General features: G+C 74.3%; 11 protein-coding genes and 3 tRNA genes. All 14 read right to left on the bottom strand.

Going from position 1 to position 15315, the window contains the following annotated elements:
• Positions 1-26: 26 nt before the first annotated feature.
• Positions 27-1175, bottom strand: coding sequence for a thiamine-monophosphate kinase (locus AUV08_RS07385; protein WP_061867862.1), 1149 nt, complete (start codon positions 1173-1175; stop codon positions 27-29).
• A complete protein-coding gene (locus tag AUV08_RS07390; RefSeq protein WP_061867863.1) occupies positions 1172-2932 on the bottom strand; it encodes a GTPase in 1761 nt (586 codons plus the stop codon). The genes AUV08_RS07385 and AUV08_RS07390 overlap by 4 nt, the downstream gene beginning before the upstream one ends.
• Positions 2929-4737, bottom strand: a complete 1809-nt coding sequence (locus tag AUV08_RS07395) for a dynamin family protein (protein ID WP_061867926.1) — start codon at positions 4735-4737, stop codon at positions 2929-2931. The genes AUV08_RS07390 and AUV08_RS07395 overlap by 4 nt, the downstream gene beginning before the upstream one ends.
• A gap of 106 nt (positions 4738-4843) precedes the next feature.
• Positions 4844-4916 (bottom strand) — tRNA-Glu (locus AUV08_RS07400).
• Between the two features lie 129 nt (positions 4917-5045).
• Positions 5046-5118, bottom strand: a tRNA-Glu gene (locus tag AUV08_RS07405).
• A gap of 55 nt (positions 5119-5173) precedes the next feature.
• A tRNA-Gln gene (locus tag AUV08_RS07410) sits at positions 5174-5245 on the bottom strand.
• A 119-nt stretch (positions 5246-5364) separates the two neighbouring features.
• Positions 5365-6162 carry an HAD family hydrolase gene (locus tag AUV08_RS07415; RefSeq protein ID WP_061867864.1) on the bottom strand — a complete coding sequence of 266 codons (798 nt, stop codon included), beginning with the start codon at positions 6160-6162 and terminating at the stop codon, positions 5365-5367.
• A complete protein-coding gene (gltX, locus tag AUV08_RS07420) occupies positions 6159-7736 on the bottom strand; it encodes a glutamate--tRNA ligase (RefSeq protein WP_061867865.1) in 1578 nt (525 codons plus the stop codon). The genes AUV08_RS07415 and gltX overlap by 4 nt, the downstream gene beginning before the upstream one ends.
• A gap of 49 nt (positions 7737-7785) precedes the next feature.
• Positions 7786-8580 (bottom strand): fumarylacetoacetate hydrolase family protein, encoded by a 795-nt coding sequence (locus AUV08_RS07425; RefSeq protein WP_036338067.1) that lies wholly within the window; start codon positions 8578-8580, stop codon positions 7786-7788.
• A gap of 188 nt (positions 8581-8768) precedes the next feature.
• Entirely contained in the window at positions 8769-9014 is a 246-nt protein-coding gene (locus AUV08_RS07430) for a YbdD/YjiX family protein (protein WP_061867866.1), read from the bottom strand.
• A 1-nt stretch (position 9015) separates the two neighbouring features.
• Positions 9016-11277, bottom strand: coding sequence for a carbon starvation CstA family protein (locus AUV08_RS07435; RefSeq protein WP_061873169.1), 2262 nt, complete (start codon positions 11275-11277; stop codon positions 9016-9018).
• A 25-nt stretch (positions 11278-11302) separates the two neighbouring features.
• Complete coding sequence (locus AUV08_RS07440; RefSeq protein WP_061867927.1) at positions 11303-12352, bottom strand: branched-chain amino acid aminotransferase; 1050 nt, start codon at positions 12350-12352, stop codon at positions 11303-11305.
• A 187-nt stretch (positions 12353-12539) separates the two neighbouring features.
• Positions 12540-13616, bottom strand: coding sequence for a 3-isopropylmalate dehydrogenase (locus tag AUV08_RS07445; RefSeq protein ID WP_061867868.1), 1077 nt, complete (start codon positions 13614-13616; stop codon positions 12540-12542).
• A gap of 71 nt (positions 13617-13687) precedes the next feature.
• Entirely contained in the window at positions 13688-15313 is a 1626-nt protein-coding gene (metG, locus tag AUV08_RS07450; RefSeq protein WP_061867869.1) for a methionine--tRNA ligase, read from the bottom strand.
• Positions 15314-15315: the final 2 nt, after the last annotated feature.

The raw sequence follows: 15315 nt of genomic DNA on the forward strand, positions 1-15315 counted from the left end.
CCGCCCGCGGACCCCGGCCCGGGCGCTCAGCCGGCGAACGGGTCCCAGCCGGACTCGGACAGGGGCCGGTGCCCGGCCGGCGGCCGGGCCCCGGCCGGCACGAGCCGGCCGATCCGCGTGAACCCCCGGGGCAGCTCGGTCTCGGGCCACGCCAGCCCCAGGAGGCCGTAGTCCTCGCCCCCGCCGGTCACGAGCGCCTCCGGGCTGGTCCCGGCCAGGGCGGCCACGCGGCGCAGGGGTGCGGCGGCCTCCGCCAGCCAGGCCTCGCCCAGCCACGGTGCCGGCGCGGGGCCGGCCCCGCCGGTGGCGGCCGCCATGCGGTGCGCGTCCTTGCCCAGGCCGTCGGAGACGTCCATGAGGGTGAGCAGGCCGGCCGTCACCGCGGCGGGCCCGAGGGCCAGCGGCGGGCGGGGTCGCAGCTGGGCGCGGACGGCGCGGGCGAGCTCCCGCGGTGACGGCCGGTCGGCGGCGGGGAGGGCGTCCGCCCGTCGCTCCAGCTCCGCGCGGTCGGTGAGCAGCAGGGTGAGCCCGGCGGCGGCCCACCCCGGCCCCGGGGGCGCGGCGGCCCGGGGACCTCCCGGCACCACCTGGGCATGGACGAGGTCGGCGCCCTCGGCGAGCACGCGGTCCCGGTCCGCCGCGGCCGGCGTGCGGCACAGCACGCCGCCGGGGTGCGGGTCCCCGAGCACCGTCACCGCGGCGTGGACCCGTCCGCCGGTGCCCAGGTCGCCCCCGGCCACCCGGCAGTCCGGCGCGCCGAGGTGACGCACCGCGCCCACGATGCCCGCGGCGAACGACCGCACCCAGGCGACCGACGTCGTCGGCGGCAGGGTGAGGGCGGTGACGAGCGCGGAGGCGGTCCCGCCCATCGCGTTGACGTCCGAGAGGTTCTGGGCGACGGCCTTCCAGCCGGCGTCGTGGCCGCGGGTGCGGGGGCCGGCGGGCCAGCGGTGCAGGAAGTCCGTGCCCTCCCCCATCGCGTCCGTGGAGATGAGCGTCCCGCCGCGGGGCGCGGGCACGAGGGCGGCGTCGTCGCCCGGGGCGACGGTGCCGGCGGGCCAGTGGCCGTCCCGGACGGCGGGGGCGAGCCCGGTCAGGACGACCTCCAGCAGCTCGGCCTCCGTGAGGTCGCCGACGGTCGCCCCCGCCGCGGCCGCGGGGTCGCACACCGTCATCGGCGGCCCCGCCGGACCGGGACGCCGGAGGCCCGGGCGAGGGCGTCGCGGAAGGCGTGGAAGCGGTCCACCTCGGCGCGCACCGGGTCGACGACGAGCCGTCGGCCGACGTCCGTGGTCGCCTCCTCGAGGCGGCGGCGCGCGCGGCGTCCCCGCGCCGCGGCGGTCCACCGGGTCAGGGGGATCGCCAGCAGGGCCAGCAGCACGCCGAGCGCGAGGCCGCCGACGAGCAGCAGCGTCGGGAGGGGGAAGCCCTCGACCGTGGGCGCGGGCGGCAGGGGGAACTGCAGGTACCCGGCCAGGGCGAGGACGCCCAGCCAGCCGGCGCCGACAACGGCGGTGAGGAGGGCGAGCCACTGCAGCACGTCGAGCACGGGGTGCCACCAGCTGCCCCGACCGGCCCCGAGGTCGGTGGCCGCGATCGCCTGGTCCACGGCGCCGGGGAGCTCCTCGGCGTGCTCCCGGCCCGCGCGGCGGATGGCGGCAGCCCACGGCTCGGCGGCCCCCGCGCCGGCCGCGGCGGCCAGCGTGCGGACCGCGCCGTCGACGACGGCCCGCTGGGTGCCCGAGCGCTCGGGCAGGGAGGTGCGGTGCAGCGCGGGGTCGCGGGCGACCTCGTCCCGGTCGCGGCGAGGCGCGGCGCTCTCAGGCATCAGGTGCAGGCGCCGCAGGGGGTCCGCGCGGAAGGAGTGCATCCAGCGCAGCACGGGCCAGCTGGTGCGCTTGGCCGAGCGCAGCCGGTACGAGCCCTCCACCGCCCGGACGACGGCCGGCACACCGCCGGCCACGGCCAGCTCGCGCCCGAGCCGCTGCTCGTCCCCGGGCCCGACACCGGCCGGCTCGCCCTCGCCCGAGGCGGCGGCGAGGTCCGCGGCACGGGCCGCGACGTCCGCGCCCAGGCGTTCGGCGGCCGCGCCGCGCTGGGCGACGATCGCCGCGACCTGCCGGCCGACCTCCTCCAGGCCCTCCCCCGTGCGCGCGGACACGGGCAGCACCCGGACGTCGCCGAGACCGTGCCCCGAGAGCATCCGGCGCAGCGAGGCCAGCACGACGTCCCGGTCACGCACCGAGAGCCGGTCCACCTGGTTGAGCAGCACGAGGGTCACGGCCGCGTGCGAGCCCATGGTCGCCAGGAACTCGCGGTGCAGCACGGCGTCCGCGTACTTCTCCGGGTCCACGACCCACACCAGCACGTCCACGTGGCCGGCCAGCCGGGAGGTGATCTCGCGGTTGCCCCGCTCGACCGAGTCGATGTCCGGCAGGTCCAGCAGGATCAGGCCGGTGGCGTCGGCGCCGTCACGGCGGCCGAAGCCGAGGAAGCCGGGGCGGCCGTCGTCGAGCACGGGCGCCTCGTCCAGCAGGTGGCGGCGGCGCACGCCGAGCCAGTCGAGCAGGGCGGCCGCACCGCCGCCCTCGCCGGTGCCGTCGCCGTGCTCCGCGTCCGGGTCCAGCCCCTGTCCCCGGCCCACGCCCCAGACCGCGGCGAGCGGCTCGGACGTGGTGGGCCGGGTGGCGGCCACGCGGGCCAGGTCGCGGCCGGTGAGCGCGTTGAACAGGGAGGACTTGCCGGAGCCCGTCGCCCCGAAGAACCCGACCACGGTGTGCTCCGCGGAGAGTGCCTGGCGCTCCCCGGCCGCGCGCACGACGGCGTCGGCCCCGGCCACGACGTCCTCGGGCAGGCGACCCGCGGCCAGCTCGGCGGCCTCGCCGAGGGCGTCCAGGCGGGGGGCCAGGGCGGGGGTGTCGCGGCGGCTCATCGGGGCTCCTCCCCCGCCTCGGCGGCGGACGGGGCGTGCTCGGGCCCGGTCGGGCCGTCGACGCCGGCGGCCACCCCGCGGCGCAGCACCGGCACGAGGGCGCGCAGCTCCTCGGTGGCCTGCGGCTCGCGCTCGAGGTGGAGCAGCGGCAGGAAGCGGTCCGCGAGCACGGTCTCGAGGAAGGCCCGCACGCGGAGCTCGAGCAGCTCATCGGCCCGCCGGGCCATGCGGCGCACGGCGTCCTCGCCGAAGATCGACTCGAGCAGCTTCTGCCCGACGACGGCGGCGCCGCCGGCGATGCCGACCTCGATGCCCGCGAGTCCGCCGGTGGAGGCGAACGAGATGATCATGAGGGCCACGGCCGCGCCGTTCACGCCGGTGGCCGCCAGGCGGGCGCGCGTGCGCTTGCCCGCGCCCTCCTCCTGGATCAGCGCCAGCACGTCCGACTGCCAGTCCCGCACGACGTCGGCCGCCCGCGCCGACGCGTCCGGCGTCAGGGCACCCAGGTCGCGCCCGGCCACGAGGGCCCGGCCCGCCGGCTCGGACGCCCAGCGCCGCTCGATCTGCTCGGCGGCTGCGGCGGCCGCCTCGACCATCACGGCGTGCAGGCCGGTCTCCAGGGCGGTCTCGACCTCCTCGGGCGGTGCCGGGCGCCCGCGCACGAGGGCGCCGAGGCGGTCCCGCAGCCGGCCGATCGTGGTCTCGACGCCGCGGAAGAACTCCCCCGTGCCGACGAAGTCCTGCCAGCGGGAGAGCACCTCGCCGCGCAGCAGCGTGCCGTCCGAGGTGGCCTCGCGGACCCGGCCGACGGCCTGGTCCGTGGAGTCCCCCACGATCCGGGCGAGCAGGTCCGCGGCATGCCGCTGCTCCTCCTCGGCGCGGGCCAGGTCGGCGACGCGGGCGGCCAGCTGGCCCAGCACGCCGTCCACGGTCCGGCGGGCGACGGCGCCGCGCGCCTGGGCGTCGGCGGCGAGGGTCTCGAGCCAGGCGCGCAGGCCCGCGACGTGCTCCTGCGGGAGCAGGCCGCGCTCGTCGAAGCGGGTCTCGGGGATCACGTGGATCCGGGCGTCGGCGAGGCCGCGCTCGGTGAGCATGCGCCGCAGGTCCGGGGTGATGTCCTCCGCCGCGCCCTCGGGCACGCGGCCGAGCACGACGGCCACGGTGATGTCGCGGTCGGCGGCCTCGTCCAGCAGCTGCCAGGGCACGGCGTCGGCGTAGCGGTGCGCCGTCGTCGTGAAGATCCACAGGTCGGCGGCTTCGAGGAGCTGCCGGGCCAGCGCGCGGTTCTGGTCCGCCACGGAGTCGATGTCCGGGGCGTCCACGAGGGCGATGCCCGAGGGCAGTGCGGGCTCGGCCACGAGCGCGACCGTGTCCATCGCGGACTGGTCGGGTTCGACGGGGCCGGCGGCCGCGTCGCGGTGCACGCTGACGCGGGCGAGGTCGGGCAGCACCCGCGGGCCCGTGAACCAGTGGGTGTCGGCGGGGTTGTGCAGCAGCAGAGGCTGCCGCGTGGTGGGCCGCAGGGCGGAGGAGCGGGAGACCTCGTGGCCGACGAGCGCGTTCACCAGCGTGGACTTGCCCGCACCGGTGGAGCCGCCGACGACGGCCAGCAGCGGCGCGTCGAGCGAGTCGAGGCGGGGCAGCACGTAGTCATCGATCTGGTGCAGGGTGCGCTCTCGCTCGGCGCGGTCCTGCCCTGCGGTGACGGTCTCGAAGGGCAACTCGAGCGCGGCGAGGTGCTCGCGCACGCGGCGGACGGCCGTGTCGACGCCGAGGTCTGGGGCGTTCTGATCCGTGTGTGGCACGTGGGCCATCGTCTCACGGGCGCGCGCCGGCCGCCCATCCCGCCGGCCCGGCGGACGGAGACGACGGAAGCCCGGTCCGCAGGGACCGGGCTTCCTGTCACTCGGGTGACCCCAGCGGGATTTGAACCCGCGTTACCGCCGTGAGAGGGCGGCGTACTAGGCCGCTATACGATGGGGCCGAGCGCGCTGTCCGCGTGTGCGGAAGCGATGCCGTGGAGACCTTCTGCTGCGCCTGCGTCTCCTGTTCAGGCGACGGATGCGTTCATCCGCCCGTGCCGTTCCGGTCCGAGGACCGGGCGGCGACTGCGTGACCCCAGCGGGATTTGAACCCGCGTTACCGCCGTGAGAGGGCGGCGTACTAGGCCGCTATACGATGGGGCCGTGCGCCACGTCCGAGCGTCTCCGCCCGTGCGCGTTCACTGAGTCCGAAGACTCGCTGGGGTACCAGGACTCGAACCTAGAATGACGGTACCAGAAACCGTTGTGTTGCCAATTACACCATACCCCACTGTCGGTCAAGCATGCCTGACCGATGTGCATCATATTCATGAGCTCGGTGTTCCCGGATCTCTCCGGCAACGAGAAAGAACTCTACACCCTCCGGGCGGCACGTGCAAAATCGGCGGGTCAGGCCGCCAGCCAGGTCTGCAACCCGCCGATCGCCCGCATCCGCCAGCACGCGTGCTCCTCGTCCCAGAGCGGCTCCTCCGCCCCGCCGTGGGCGGGGGCGTCGGGGCTCATCCACACCGGGACGAGCCCCGCCGACCGGGCCCCCTCGACGTCGTGACGCAGACTGTCCCCCACCATGAGGGTGCGTCCCGGGTCCGTGCCCAGGCGGGAGCAGCCGGCCAGGAAGGGGGCCGGGTCCGGCTTCGGGGCCCCGGCCGTGTCCGAGCCGATCAGCACCTCGACCCACTCCAGACCGAGGGCGTCGGCCTTGCCGCGCTGGTAGGCCTCCACGTTGTTCGTGACGATCCCCACGCCACGGCCTGTTCCCCGCACCTCGGCGAGGACGTCGGCGGTCGCGGGGAACAGCGCCCAGTGCCCGCGCACGACCTCTTCGTAGTCGGTGGTCCACAGGCCGTCGAGCGGGGTCGCCGCGTCCTCGGGCACGCCGAGCGCGCGCAGGGCGTCGGCCACGCGGGCCAGCCGCTGCTCCTCGAACGTCAGCTCCCCGGCCACGTAGCGCCCGAAGTGGCCGCCGGCGTCGGACGCGAAGGCCTCGGTGGCCTCGGCCAGCACCGCCGGATCGACGTCGGCGGCCCCGGCCCACTGCCGGCGCACCGTCGCGTCGAACGCGGCGTGCTGGGCGGAGCGCAGATCCAGCAGCGTGTCGTCCAGGTCGAAGAGGACGGCGTCCCAGGCCGGCGGCGCGGGCGCGCCCGCGGACCCGCCGGCCGGCGTCGTGCTGGCGCCCCGGCTCATGCGTCGGCGGGCTGGTCCTGGTCCAGGCCCTGCTCCGCGGCGAAGCGGTCCAGGCGGGCGAGCGCGGAGTCCCGGCCCAGGATCTCGAGCGACTCGAAGAGCGGCGGGGACACCTTGCGGCCGGTCACCGCGACGCGCACGGGGCCGAACGCCTGGCGCGGCTTGAGGCCCAGGCCGTCGATGAGGGCGGCCCGCAGCGCCGCCTCGATCCGCTCGGTGGTGAACTCGTCCTCGGGCAGGGCGGCCAGCGCCTCCCGGGCCGCGGCGACGGCGGCCCCCAGGTCCGCCGGCATGCCCTTGAGGGCGCCCTCGGCCGTCCGGACGTCCCGGTCCGCCGTGAAGAGGAAGGCGAGCATCTCGACGGCCTCGCCGAGCAGCTGCACGCGCTCCTGCACGAGCGGGGCCGCGGCGGTGAGGATCTGCATCTCCCGCTCCGTCAGGTGCTCGCCCACGAGGCCGGCCGCGTGCAGGTAGGGCACGAGACGGTCGCGGAAGTCGGCCACGTCGAGCATGCGCACGTGCGTGCCGTTGATCGCGATCGCCTTCTTCTCGTCGAAGCGGGCGGGGTTGGCCAGCACCTTGTGCACGTCGAAGTGCTCCACGAACTGCTGCGGGGTGAAGATGTCCTCGTCCGCGGAGAGGGACCAGCCCAGCAGGCCGAGGTAGTTCAGCAGGCCCTCCGGGATGAAGCCGTTGTCCCGGTGCAGGAACAGGTTGGCCTGCGGGTCGCGCTTGGAGAGCTTCTTGTTGCCCTCGCCCATCACGTAGGGCAGGTGGCCGAACACCGGCATGTACCGGGCGACGCCGATCGCGTGCAGGGCGCGGTAGAGCGCGATCTGGCGCGGAGTCGAGGAGAGCAGGTCCTCACCGCGCAGCACGTGGGTGATGCCCATGAGCGCGTCGTCCACCGGGTTCACGAGGGTGTACAGCGGCGAGCCGTCCGCGCGCACCACCACGAAGTCCGGCACGGAGCCGGCCTTGAAGGTGATCTCCCCGCGCACCAGGTCGGTGAAGGTGATGTCCTCGTCCGGCATGCGCAGCCGCCAGACCGGCGCGCGGCCCTCGGCCTCGAAGGCGGCGATCTGCTCGTCCGTGAGGTCACGGTCGTAGCCGTCGTAGCCCAGCTTGGGGTCGCGGCCGGCGGCCCGGTGACGGGCCTCGGTCTCCTCGGGGCTCGAGTAGGACGGGTAGATGTATCCGCCGGCCTTGAGCTTCTCGATCACGTCCGCGTAGATCTCCCCACGCTGGGACTGACGGTACGGCTCGTGCGGACCGCCGACCTCGACGCCCTCGTCCCAGTCGATCCCGAGCCAGCGCATCGCCTCGAGCAGCTGCTGGTAGGACTCCTCCGAGTCGCGCTTGGCGTCCGTGTCCTCGATGCGGAACACGAGGGTGCCGCCGGTGTGCCGCGCCCAGCCCCAGTTGAACAGGACGGTGCGGATCAGCCCCACGTGGGGGGTGCCGGTGGGCGAGGGGGCGAAGCGCACGCGCACGGGGGTCTCGGCGTCCACCTGGGGGACGTCGGCGAAGGGGGCGGGGGCGTTCTCGGACACGGGAGCGGTGGCGTCAGTCATGATGCCCCGAGTCTACGCGGGGCCCGGACGCCGTCGTCGGGCGCCAGCGTCAGCGGCGGAAGACGGTGGCGAGGACGCCGATGCCCTCGACCTCGGCCTCGACGCGCTGGCCCTCCTGGACCGTCCCGACCCCGCCCGGGGTGCCGGTCAGGATCACGTCGCCGGGCAGGAGGGTGAACATCTCCGAGGCCGCGGCCACGAGCTCGCGGACGCCGAAGACCATGTCCGCCGTCGTGCCGTCCTGGCGGGTCTCGCCGTCGAGCCGAGACGTGATGCGCAGGCCGCCGGCCGGCTCCACGTCCAGCTCGGTCTCGATCCACGGGCCCAGCGGGCAGGCGCCGTCGAAGCCCTTGGCGCGGGCCCACTGCAGGTCGGTGCGCTGGGCGTCGCGGGCGGTGAGGTCGTTGCCCACGGTGTAGCCGAACACGACGTCGTCCACGCGGCTCACCGGCACGTCCTTGCAGATGGTGCCGATGACGACGGCGAGCTCGGCCTCGTAGGAGACCTCGTCCGACCAGCTCGGCAGGGTCACCGGCTCGTTCGGCCCCACCACGGCGGTGTTCGGCTTGAGGAAGAACTGCGGCGAGGCGGGGACCTCGTTGCCGAGCTCCTTCGCGTGGTCGGCCCAGTTGCGGCCGACGCCCACGATCTTCGAACGCGGGATGATCGGGGCCACGAGGCGCACGTCCTCGAGGCGGTGCGTGGTGCCGGTGGGCTGGATCCCGTGGAAGAACGGGTCGCCCTGCAGGGCGGTGATGCTCAGCTCGGCGGGGTCGGCGTCGGCCGGGCCCTCCACGATGCCGTAGGTCGGTTCGGCCTGGTCCACGAAACGGGCGATGCGCATGGGGGTCAGCGTAGTGGGTGAGCGGCGGTCGCCGTCGCCGGACACCCACTCGATTCCGGCCCCGCTGACGCCGCGAGCCAGACGATTCGGCCGCGCCCGACGGCCTGAGAAGACCGATTCGTCTGGCTCGCGGGCGGATTCGTCTGGCTCAGCGCGGCGCGGTGCGGAGCGGGGCGGGTCCAGGCCGCTCAGCAGCAGCGGCTGCCCGGATTGGCCTCCTGGCGCGCGTACTCGGCCCGCCAGAACTCCCGCTCGGTCATCGGCGCGCGCTCCGGATGGTGGGCCCGGTGGTGGGCCACGTACGCGTCGTACTTCCCCTCTCCGGAGAGCTGGCGGACCCACCAGCGCACCCGGGCCCACACCCCGGGCCGAGACGGGCCGGCCGGGCCCTCCTCGGTGGAGGGCCCGGCCGGCGTCGCGCGCGGATCGGCCACGTCAGTGACCCCGCACCGGCTGCCGGTCCGCCGGCAGGGCGTCCCACTGCCGCTGCAGCTCCTTCTCCTCGGCCGTGGCGAACAGCCCGGCCGGGGCGAAGCGCTGCGAGGGCACGTACGGGTCCTGGTGGTCGATGACCTCGGTGCCGCGGAAGGCGCGTACCGTGGCGAGCACCGACGTCGTGATGACGATCAGCGCCAACACCAGGAAGACGACGGAGAGCGTGCCCTGGATGAAGGTGTTCCGGACCACGGCCTCCATGGCCGGCACGGACTTCGCGGCGCCGAAGCTCGTCTTCCCCGCCGCCAGCGCGTCCTGGAACGCGCGATGCTGCGCCCAGTAGCCCACCGCCGGGATGGAGGAGAAGATCTTCTGGAACGACGCCACGGTGGTGACCACGGTGATGAACGCCAGCGGCAGCGCCACGATCCACAGGCCCCGGAAGTCCCGGCGGCGCGCGACGATCGTCAGGACGACGGCGAGCGCGATCGCCGCGAGCAGCTGGTTGGCGATGCCGAACAGCGGGAACAGCGTGTTGATGCCGCCCAGCGGATCGGTGACGCCCATGATCAGCACGGCGCCCCACGCGGCCACCATGATGGCCGTGCAGACCCACGCGCCCACGCGCCACGAGGTGTCCTTGAAGCGCGGGATCACGTTCCCCAGGGAGTCCTGGAGCATGAACCGGGCCACGCGGGTGCCGGCGTCGACGGCGGTGAGGATGAACAGCGCCTCGAACATGATCGCGAAGTGGTACCAGAAGCCCATGAGCGCGTCGCCGCCCACGAGCTGGCCCATGACGTGCGCCAGGCCGACCGCGAGGGTGGGGGCGCCGCCGGTGCGGGAGACCACGGTCTCCTCGCCCACGAGGTCGGCCAGGTGGGTCAGGTCCCCGGGGGCGAGGTTCACGCCGGCCAGGCCGAGGCCCATGACGAAGTCGACGGCGGTCTCCGGGGTGCCGCCGGTGAGGGCGGCCGGGGAGTTCATGGCGAAGTAGATGCCGCGGTCGAGCGAGACGGCGGCCACGAGCGCCATGATGGCCACGAAGGCCTCCATGAGCATGCCGCCGTAGCCGATGAAGCGGGTCTGCCGCTCCTTCTCCACCATCTTGGGCGTCGTGCCCGAGGCGATCAGCGCGTGGAAGCCGGAGAGCGCACCGCACGCGATGGTGACGAACAGGAACGGGAACAGCGAACCGGGCCACACCGGGCCGGTCTGGCCCGAGGCGAACTCGGAGAACGCGGGGGTGCCGATGCGCGGCTGCACGACGACGATGGCCAGCGCGAGACCCGCGATCACGCCGATCTTCATGAAGGTGGACAGGTAGTCGCGCGGCGCGAGCAGCAGCCACACGGGCAGCACGGCCGCGACGAACCCGTAGATGATCACGGCCCAGGCGATGGTGGTGCGGTCCAGGGTGAACAGGGCCGCGCCCCACTCGGTCCCGGCGACCCAGCCGCCGCCGATGATGGCCGCCAGGAGCAGGACGAATCCGATCACGGAGATCTCGGTGATGCGGCCCGGGCGGATCCAGCGCAGGTACGCGCCCATGAAGAGCGCGATCGGGATGGTCATGGCCACGGAGAACACGCCCCACGGGGACTCGCCCAGGGCGTTGACCACCACGAGGGCCAGGATGGCCGTGATGATCACCATGATCAGCAGGGTCGCGACGATCGCGGCGGTGCCCCCGACGCGGCCCAGCTCGTCCCGGGCCATCTGGCCGAGCGAGCGGCCGCCGCGGCGCATCGAGAAGAACAGGACGAGGTAGTCCTGGACTGCGCCGGCCAGGATCACGCCGACGATGATCCAGATGGTGCCGGGCAGATAGCCCATCTGCGCGGCGAGCACGGGGCCCACGAGCGGACCGGCGCCGGCGATGGCCGCGAAGTGGTGGCCGTAGAGCACGCGGCGGTCGGTGGCCACGTAGTCCCGGCCGTCGGCCCGGTACTCGGCCGGGGTGGCGCGGGTGTCGTCCGGGTGGACGATCATGCGCTCGACGTACTTCGAGTAGAAGCGGTAGCCGATCGCGAACGTCGCCACGGCGGCGAACACGAACCAGATCGCGTTGATCGTCTCGCCGCGGTGCAGGGCGAGCATGGTCCAGGCGACGCCGCCGAGCAGGGCGACGGCCACCCAGACGGCGATCTTCGCGGGCGTCCAGCGGGGCCGGCCGGCGGCCTCGGTGGGCGGGAGGTCTTCCGGCGTCGTGGCCGGGAGTGGGGCGCCCTCGGCGGGCGCGGAGGAGCGGTGCGAGCTCACGGGGGTCTCCGTTCGTGGGGTGGGGTCAGACGAGGCGGTGCAGCCAGCCGTGGCGGTCCTCGACGCGCCCGGTCTGGATGCCCTCGAGCTCGGCGCGGATCTTCAGGGCCACGTCGGCCCCGCCGGCGGACTCGATCACGTCGTCGCCGTCGAGCAGACGGCCGATCGGGGTCACGACGGCGGCGGTGCCGCACGCGAAGACCTCGGTGATCTCGCCCGAGCGGACGCCCTCGGCCCACTCGGCGAGGGTGACGCGACGCTCCTCGACGGTCAGGCCCATGTCCCGGCCGAGCTGGAGGATCGAGGAGCGGGTGACGCCCTCGAGGATCGTGCCGGTGAGTGCCGGGGTGACGAGGCGGCCGTCGGCGTGCACGAAGAACACGTTCATGCCGCCGAGCTCCTCGATCGCGTCGTCGTGGTACTGGTCGAGGAACACGACCTGGTCGGCGCCCTTGGCCGCGGCCTGCAGCTGGGGCAGCAGCGAGGCGGCGTAGTTGCCGCCGGTCTTGGCCGCGCCCATTCCGCCCTTGCCGGCGCGGGCGTACTCGCGCGAGACCCAGATGGTCACCGGCTTGAGCTCGCCGCCGAAGTAGTTGCCGGCCGGGGAGGCGATCACCATGTACCGCACCTGCCGGGCCGGGCGGACGCCGAGGAACGCCTCGGAGGCGAACATGAAGGGGCGCAGGTAGAGGGACTGGCCCGGGCCGGTGGGCACCCAGGCCCGGTCCGCCTCGAGCTGGGCCTGCAGCGAGCCGAGGAACAGCTCCTCGGGCAGCTCCGGCAGGGCCAGGCGGCGGGCGGAGCGGTTCAGGCGGGCCGCGTTCGCCTCGGGGCGGAACGTCCACACCGACCCGTCCTCGTGCCGGTAGGCCTTCAGGCCCTCGAAGATCTCCTGGCCGTAGTGCAGCACCGCGGCCGAGGGGTCCAGGGACAGCGGTCCGTAGGGCTCCACGCGGGCGTCGTGCCACGCGCCGCCGTCCTCGTCCCAGGTCCAGTCGATCGAGACCATGTGGTCCGTGAAGACGTTGCCGAAACCGGGGTCCTGGAGGATCTCGACGCGCTGCTGATCGGACATCGGGGACAGATGCGGTTGCCGCGTGAACACGGTCTCGGACACGGTGGGATCACTCCTCGTGACGGGTGACGGATGGGGACGGCTCCGGTGCCGGGCACGACGCGCGGGGGCCACGGCGCCGGGCGTGGCACACGCCACAGGCCGTCGCCCCATCCTAGACCCGGCGTCGACGCGCCGGGCCCGCGCGTCAGACCCGCGCGACGACGTCGGCGCCCACCTCGGCGGTGGTGCCCCGCGCGCCCTCCACCCGGTCCCTCAGGTGCGCCCAGACGGCGGTGCGCACGCGCGCCGCCGCGCCGGCCTCGCCCACGTGCTCGAGCAGCAGGGCGGCGGAGAGGATGGCGGCCACGGGGTCGGCGACCCCCTGGCCCGCGATGTCGGGAGCGGAGCCGTGGACCGGCTCGAACATCGACGGCGCCGTGCCCTCGACGTTGATGTTGCCGGAGGCGGCGAGCCCGATGCCGCCGGTCACGGCCGCGGCGAGGTCCGTGATGATGTCCCCGAACAGGTTGTCCGTCACGATCACGTCGAAGCGGGCCGGGTCCGTCGCCAGGAAGATCGTGGCAGCGTCGACGTGCATGTAGTCCCAGGTGACCGCGGGGAAGTCGGCCGCCACGGACTCCACGGTGCGGCGCCACAGGTGGCCGGCGTGGACCAGGACGTTGTGCTTGTGCACGAGCGTGAGGCGCTTGCGCTCGCCCGCGTCGGCGCGACGGAAGGCGTCCTCGACGACGCGGCGCACGCCGAACGCCGTGTTCACGGAGACCTCGGTGGCGATCTCGTGCGGGGTGTCCACGCGGATCGCACCGCCGTTGCCCACGTACGGCCCCTCCGTGCCCTCGCGCACCACGGTGAAGTCGATCTCGCCGGGCGCGGCCAGGGGGCTGACGGCGCCGGGCAGCAGGGTGGCCGGGCGCAGGTTCACGCCGTGGTCCAGCGCGAAGCGCAGCGTGAGCAGCATGCCGCGCTCGATCAGCCCGGACGGGATGCGCTCGTCCCCGGGCGCGGCGCCGACGGCCCCGAACAGGATCGCGTCGTGGCGGCGCAGGGACTCGAGGACCTCGTCCGTGAGCGCCTCGCCGGTCTCGAGCCAGTGCTCCGCACCCAGCGGATACGGGGTGAGCCGGGCCTCCGGACGCCCCTCGGCACGCAACGCCGCCTGCAGGACGGCGGCGGCCTGGTCGGTGACCTCGGGGCCGATGCCGTCGCCGCCGATGACGGCGATGTCCAAGGGGTCTGCGGAGCTGCGTGTGGTCTCGGTCATGGCCCTCAGGCTACGCGGGGCACGCGTGAGGACCACATCGTGTGACACCCGGTCTCACCCTCCGGACGGGCTCAGTCCTCGGCGGGCTCCTCGTGGCGCGGGAAGACCGGCTGCGGGGCGGGCAGCGGCGTGCCGGGGACCAGGTCCTCGTGGAACGCGGCGAAGGACCGCGGGCCGGTGCCGGACGCGCCGGTGCGGCCGGCGTCGCCCTCGGCGGGGACGCCGAGCAGGTCCAGCAGCCGCGAGGCCGAGCCGGGCATCACCGGCTGCGCGAGCAGGGCCACCCGGCGCACGGCCTGCAACGTCACGTACAGCACCGTGCGCATGCGCGGCTCGTCCGTCTTGCGCAGCACCCACGGGGCCTGGTCCGCGAAGTAGGCGTTGACCTCGCCGAGCACGCGCCAGGTCTCCTCGAGCGCGTCGTGGAAGTCCTGCACCGCGTACGCGGACCGGGAGCGCTCCAGCAGGGCGTCGACCTGGGCCAGGACGGCGCGGTCCGCCTCGGTGAACTCGCCCGGCTCGGGCACGGCGGCGCCGCAGTTCTTGGCCACCATGGACAGCGAGCGCTGGGCGAGGTTGCCGAGGTTGTTGGCCAGGTCCGCGTTCTTGCGGCTCACCACGGCCTCGTGGCTGTACGAGCCGTCCGCGCCGAACGGGAACTCGCGCAGCAGGAAGAAGCGGATGGCGTCCAGGCCGTACCGGGCCACCCATTCCCGCGGGTGCACCACGTTGCCCAGGGACTTGGACATCTTGGCCCCGTTGTTGTTCAGGAAGCCGTGGATCATGACGCGGCGCGGCAGCTCGAGGCCGGCCGACATGAGGAACGCCGGCCAGAAGATGCAGTGGAACCGGGAGATGTCCTTGCCGATCACGTGCAGGTCCGCCGGCCAGTAGCGCGCGAACGCCTCCGGGTCCTCGGCGGGCCAGCCCGCGCCGGTGAGGTAGTTCGTCAACGCGTCGACCCAGACGTAGGTGACGTGGTCGGCGCGCCGGTCGGCGTCGGCGGCGTCGGGGTCCGCGGGCGCCGGCAGGTCGATGCCCCACTGGAAGGAGGTCCGGGAGATGGACAGGTCCTCGAGCCCGGCCTCCACGAAGCGGATGACCTCGTTGAAGCGGTACCGGGGGGCGGCGAAGTCCGGGTGCTCGCGGTAGTGGTCCAGCAGCGGCTGCTGGTACTTGGACAGGCGGAAGAAATAGGACTCCTCCTCCGTCCACGTCACCTCGGTGCCGGTCTCGACGGCGCGGCGCACCCCGTCCTGATCCACCTCGGTCTCGTCCTCGCCGAAGTAGCGTTCGTCCCGCACGGAGTACCAGCCGGCGTAGGAGCCGAGGTAGATGTCCCCGTTGGCCTCCATCCGCCGCCAGATCTCGCGGACGGCCTCGGCGTGGTCCGTGTCCGTGGTGCGGATGAAGCGGTCGTAGGAGATGTCCAGGACGTCGTCGTCCATCTCCTTGAAGACGGCGGCGTTGCGCGTCGCCAGCTCGAGGGCGCTCAGGCCCTGCTGCTGCGCCGTCTGCTCCATCTTCTGGCCGTGCTCGTCCGTGCCGGTCAGGAAGCGCACGTCCCGCCCGTCGAGCCGCTGGAAGCGGGCCATCGCGTCCGAGGCGATGTACTCGTAGGCGTGGCCGATGTGCGGCTCGCCGTTCGGGTAGGAGATGGCCGTGGTCAGGTAGTACGGGGCGCGGGCGTCAGTCACAG

It is taken from the genome of Micrococcus sp. CH7 (genome assembly GCF_001595485.1).
Lineage (GTDB): Bacteria > Actinomycetota > Actinomycetes > Actinomycetales > Micrococcaceae > Micrococcus > Micrococcus luteus.

Excerpts from the sequence above, each read along its gene's own strand:
- AUV08_RS07440 (WP_061867927.1), bottom strand. The coding sequence starts at position 12,352 with ATGTCCGATCAGCAGCGCGTCGAGATCCTCCAGGACCCCGGTTTCGGC.
- AUV08_RS07445 (WP_061867868.1), bottom strand. The coding sequence starts at position 13,616 with ATGACCGAGACCACACGCAGCTCCGCAGACCCCTTGGACATCGCCGTC.
- gltX (WP_061867865.1), bottom strand. The coding sequence starts at position 7,736 with ATGACTGACGCCACCGCTCCCGTGTCCGAGAACGCCCCCGCCCCCTTC.
- AUV08_RS07385 (WP_061867862.1), bottom strand. The coding sequence starts at position 1,175 with ATGACGGTGTGCGACCCCGCGGCCGCGGCGGGGGCGACCGTCGGCGAC.
- AUV08_RS07415 (WP_061867864.1), bottom strand. The coding sequence starts at position 6,162 with ATGAGCCGGGGCGCCAGCACGACGCCGGCCGGCGGGTCCGCGGGCGCG.
- AUV08_RS07425 (WP_036338067.1), bottom strand. The coding sequence starts at position 8,580 with ATGCGCATCGCCCGTTTCGTGGACCAGGCCGAACCGACCTACGGCATC.
- AUV08_RS07390 (WP_061867863.1), bottom strand. The coding sequence starts at position 2,932 with ATGAGCCGCCGCGACACCCCCGCCCTGGCCCCCCGCCTGGACGCCCTC.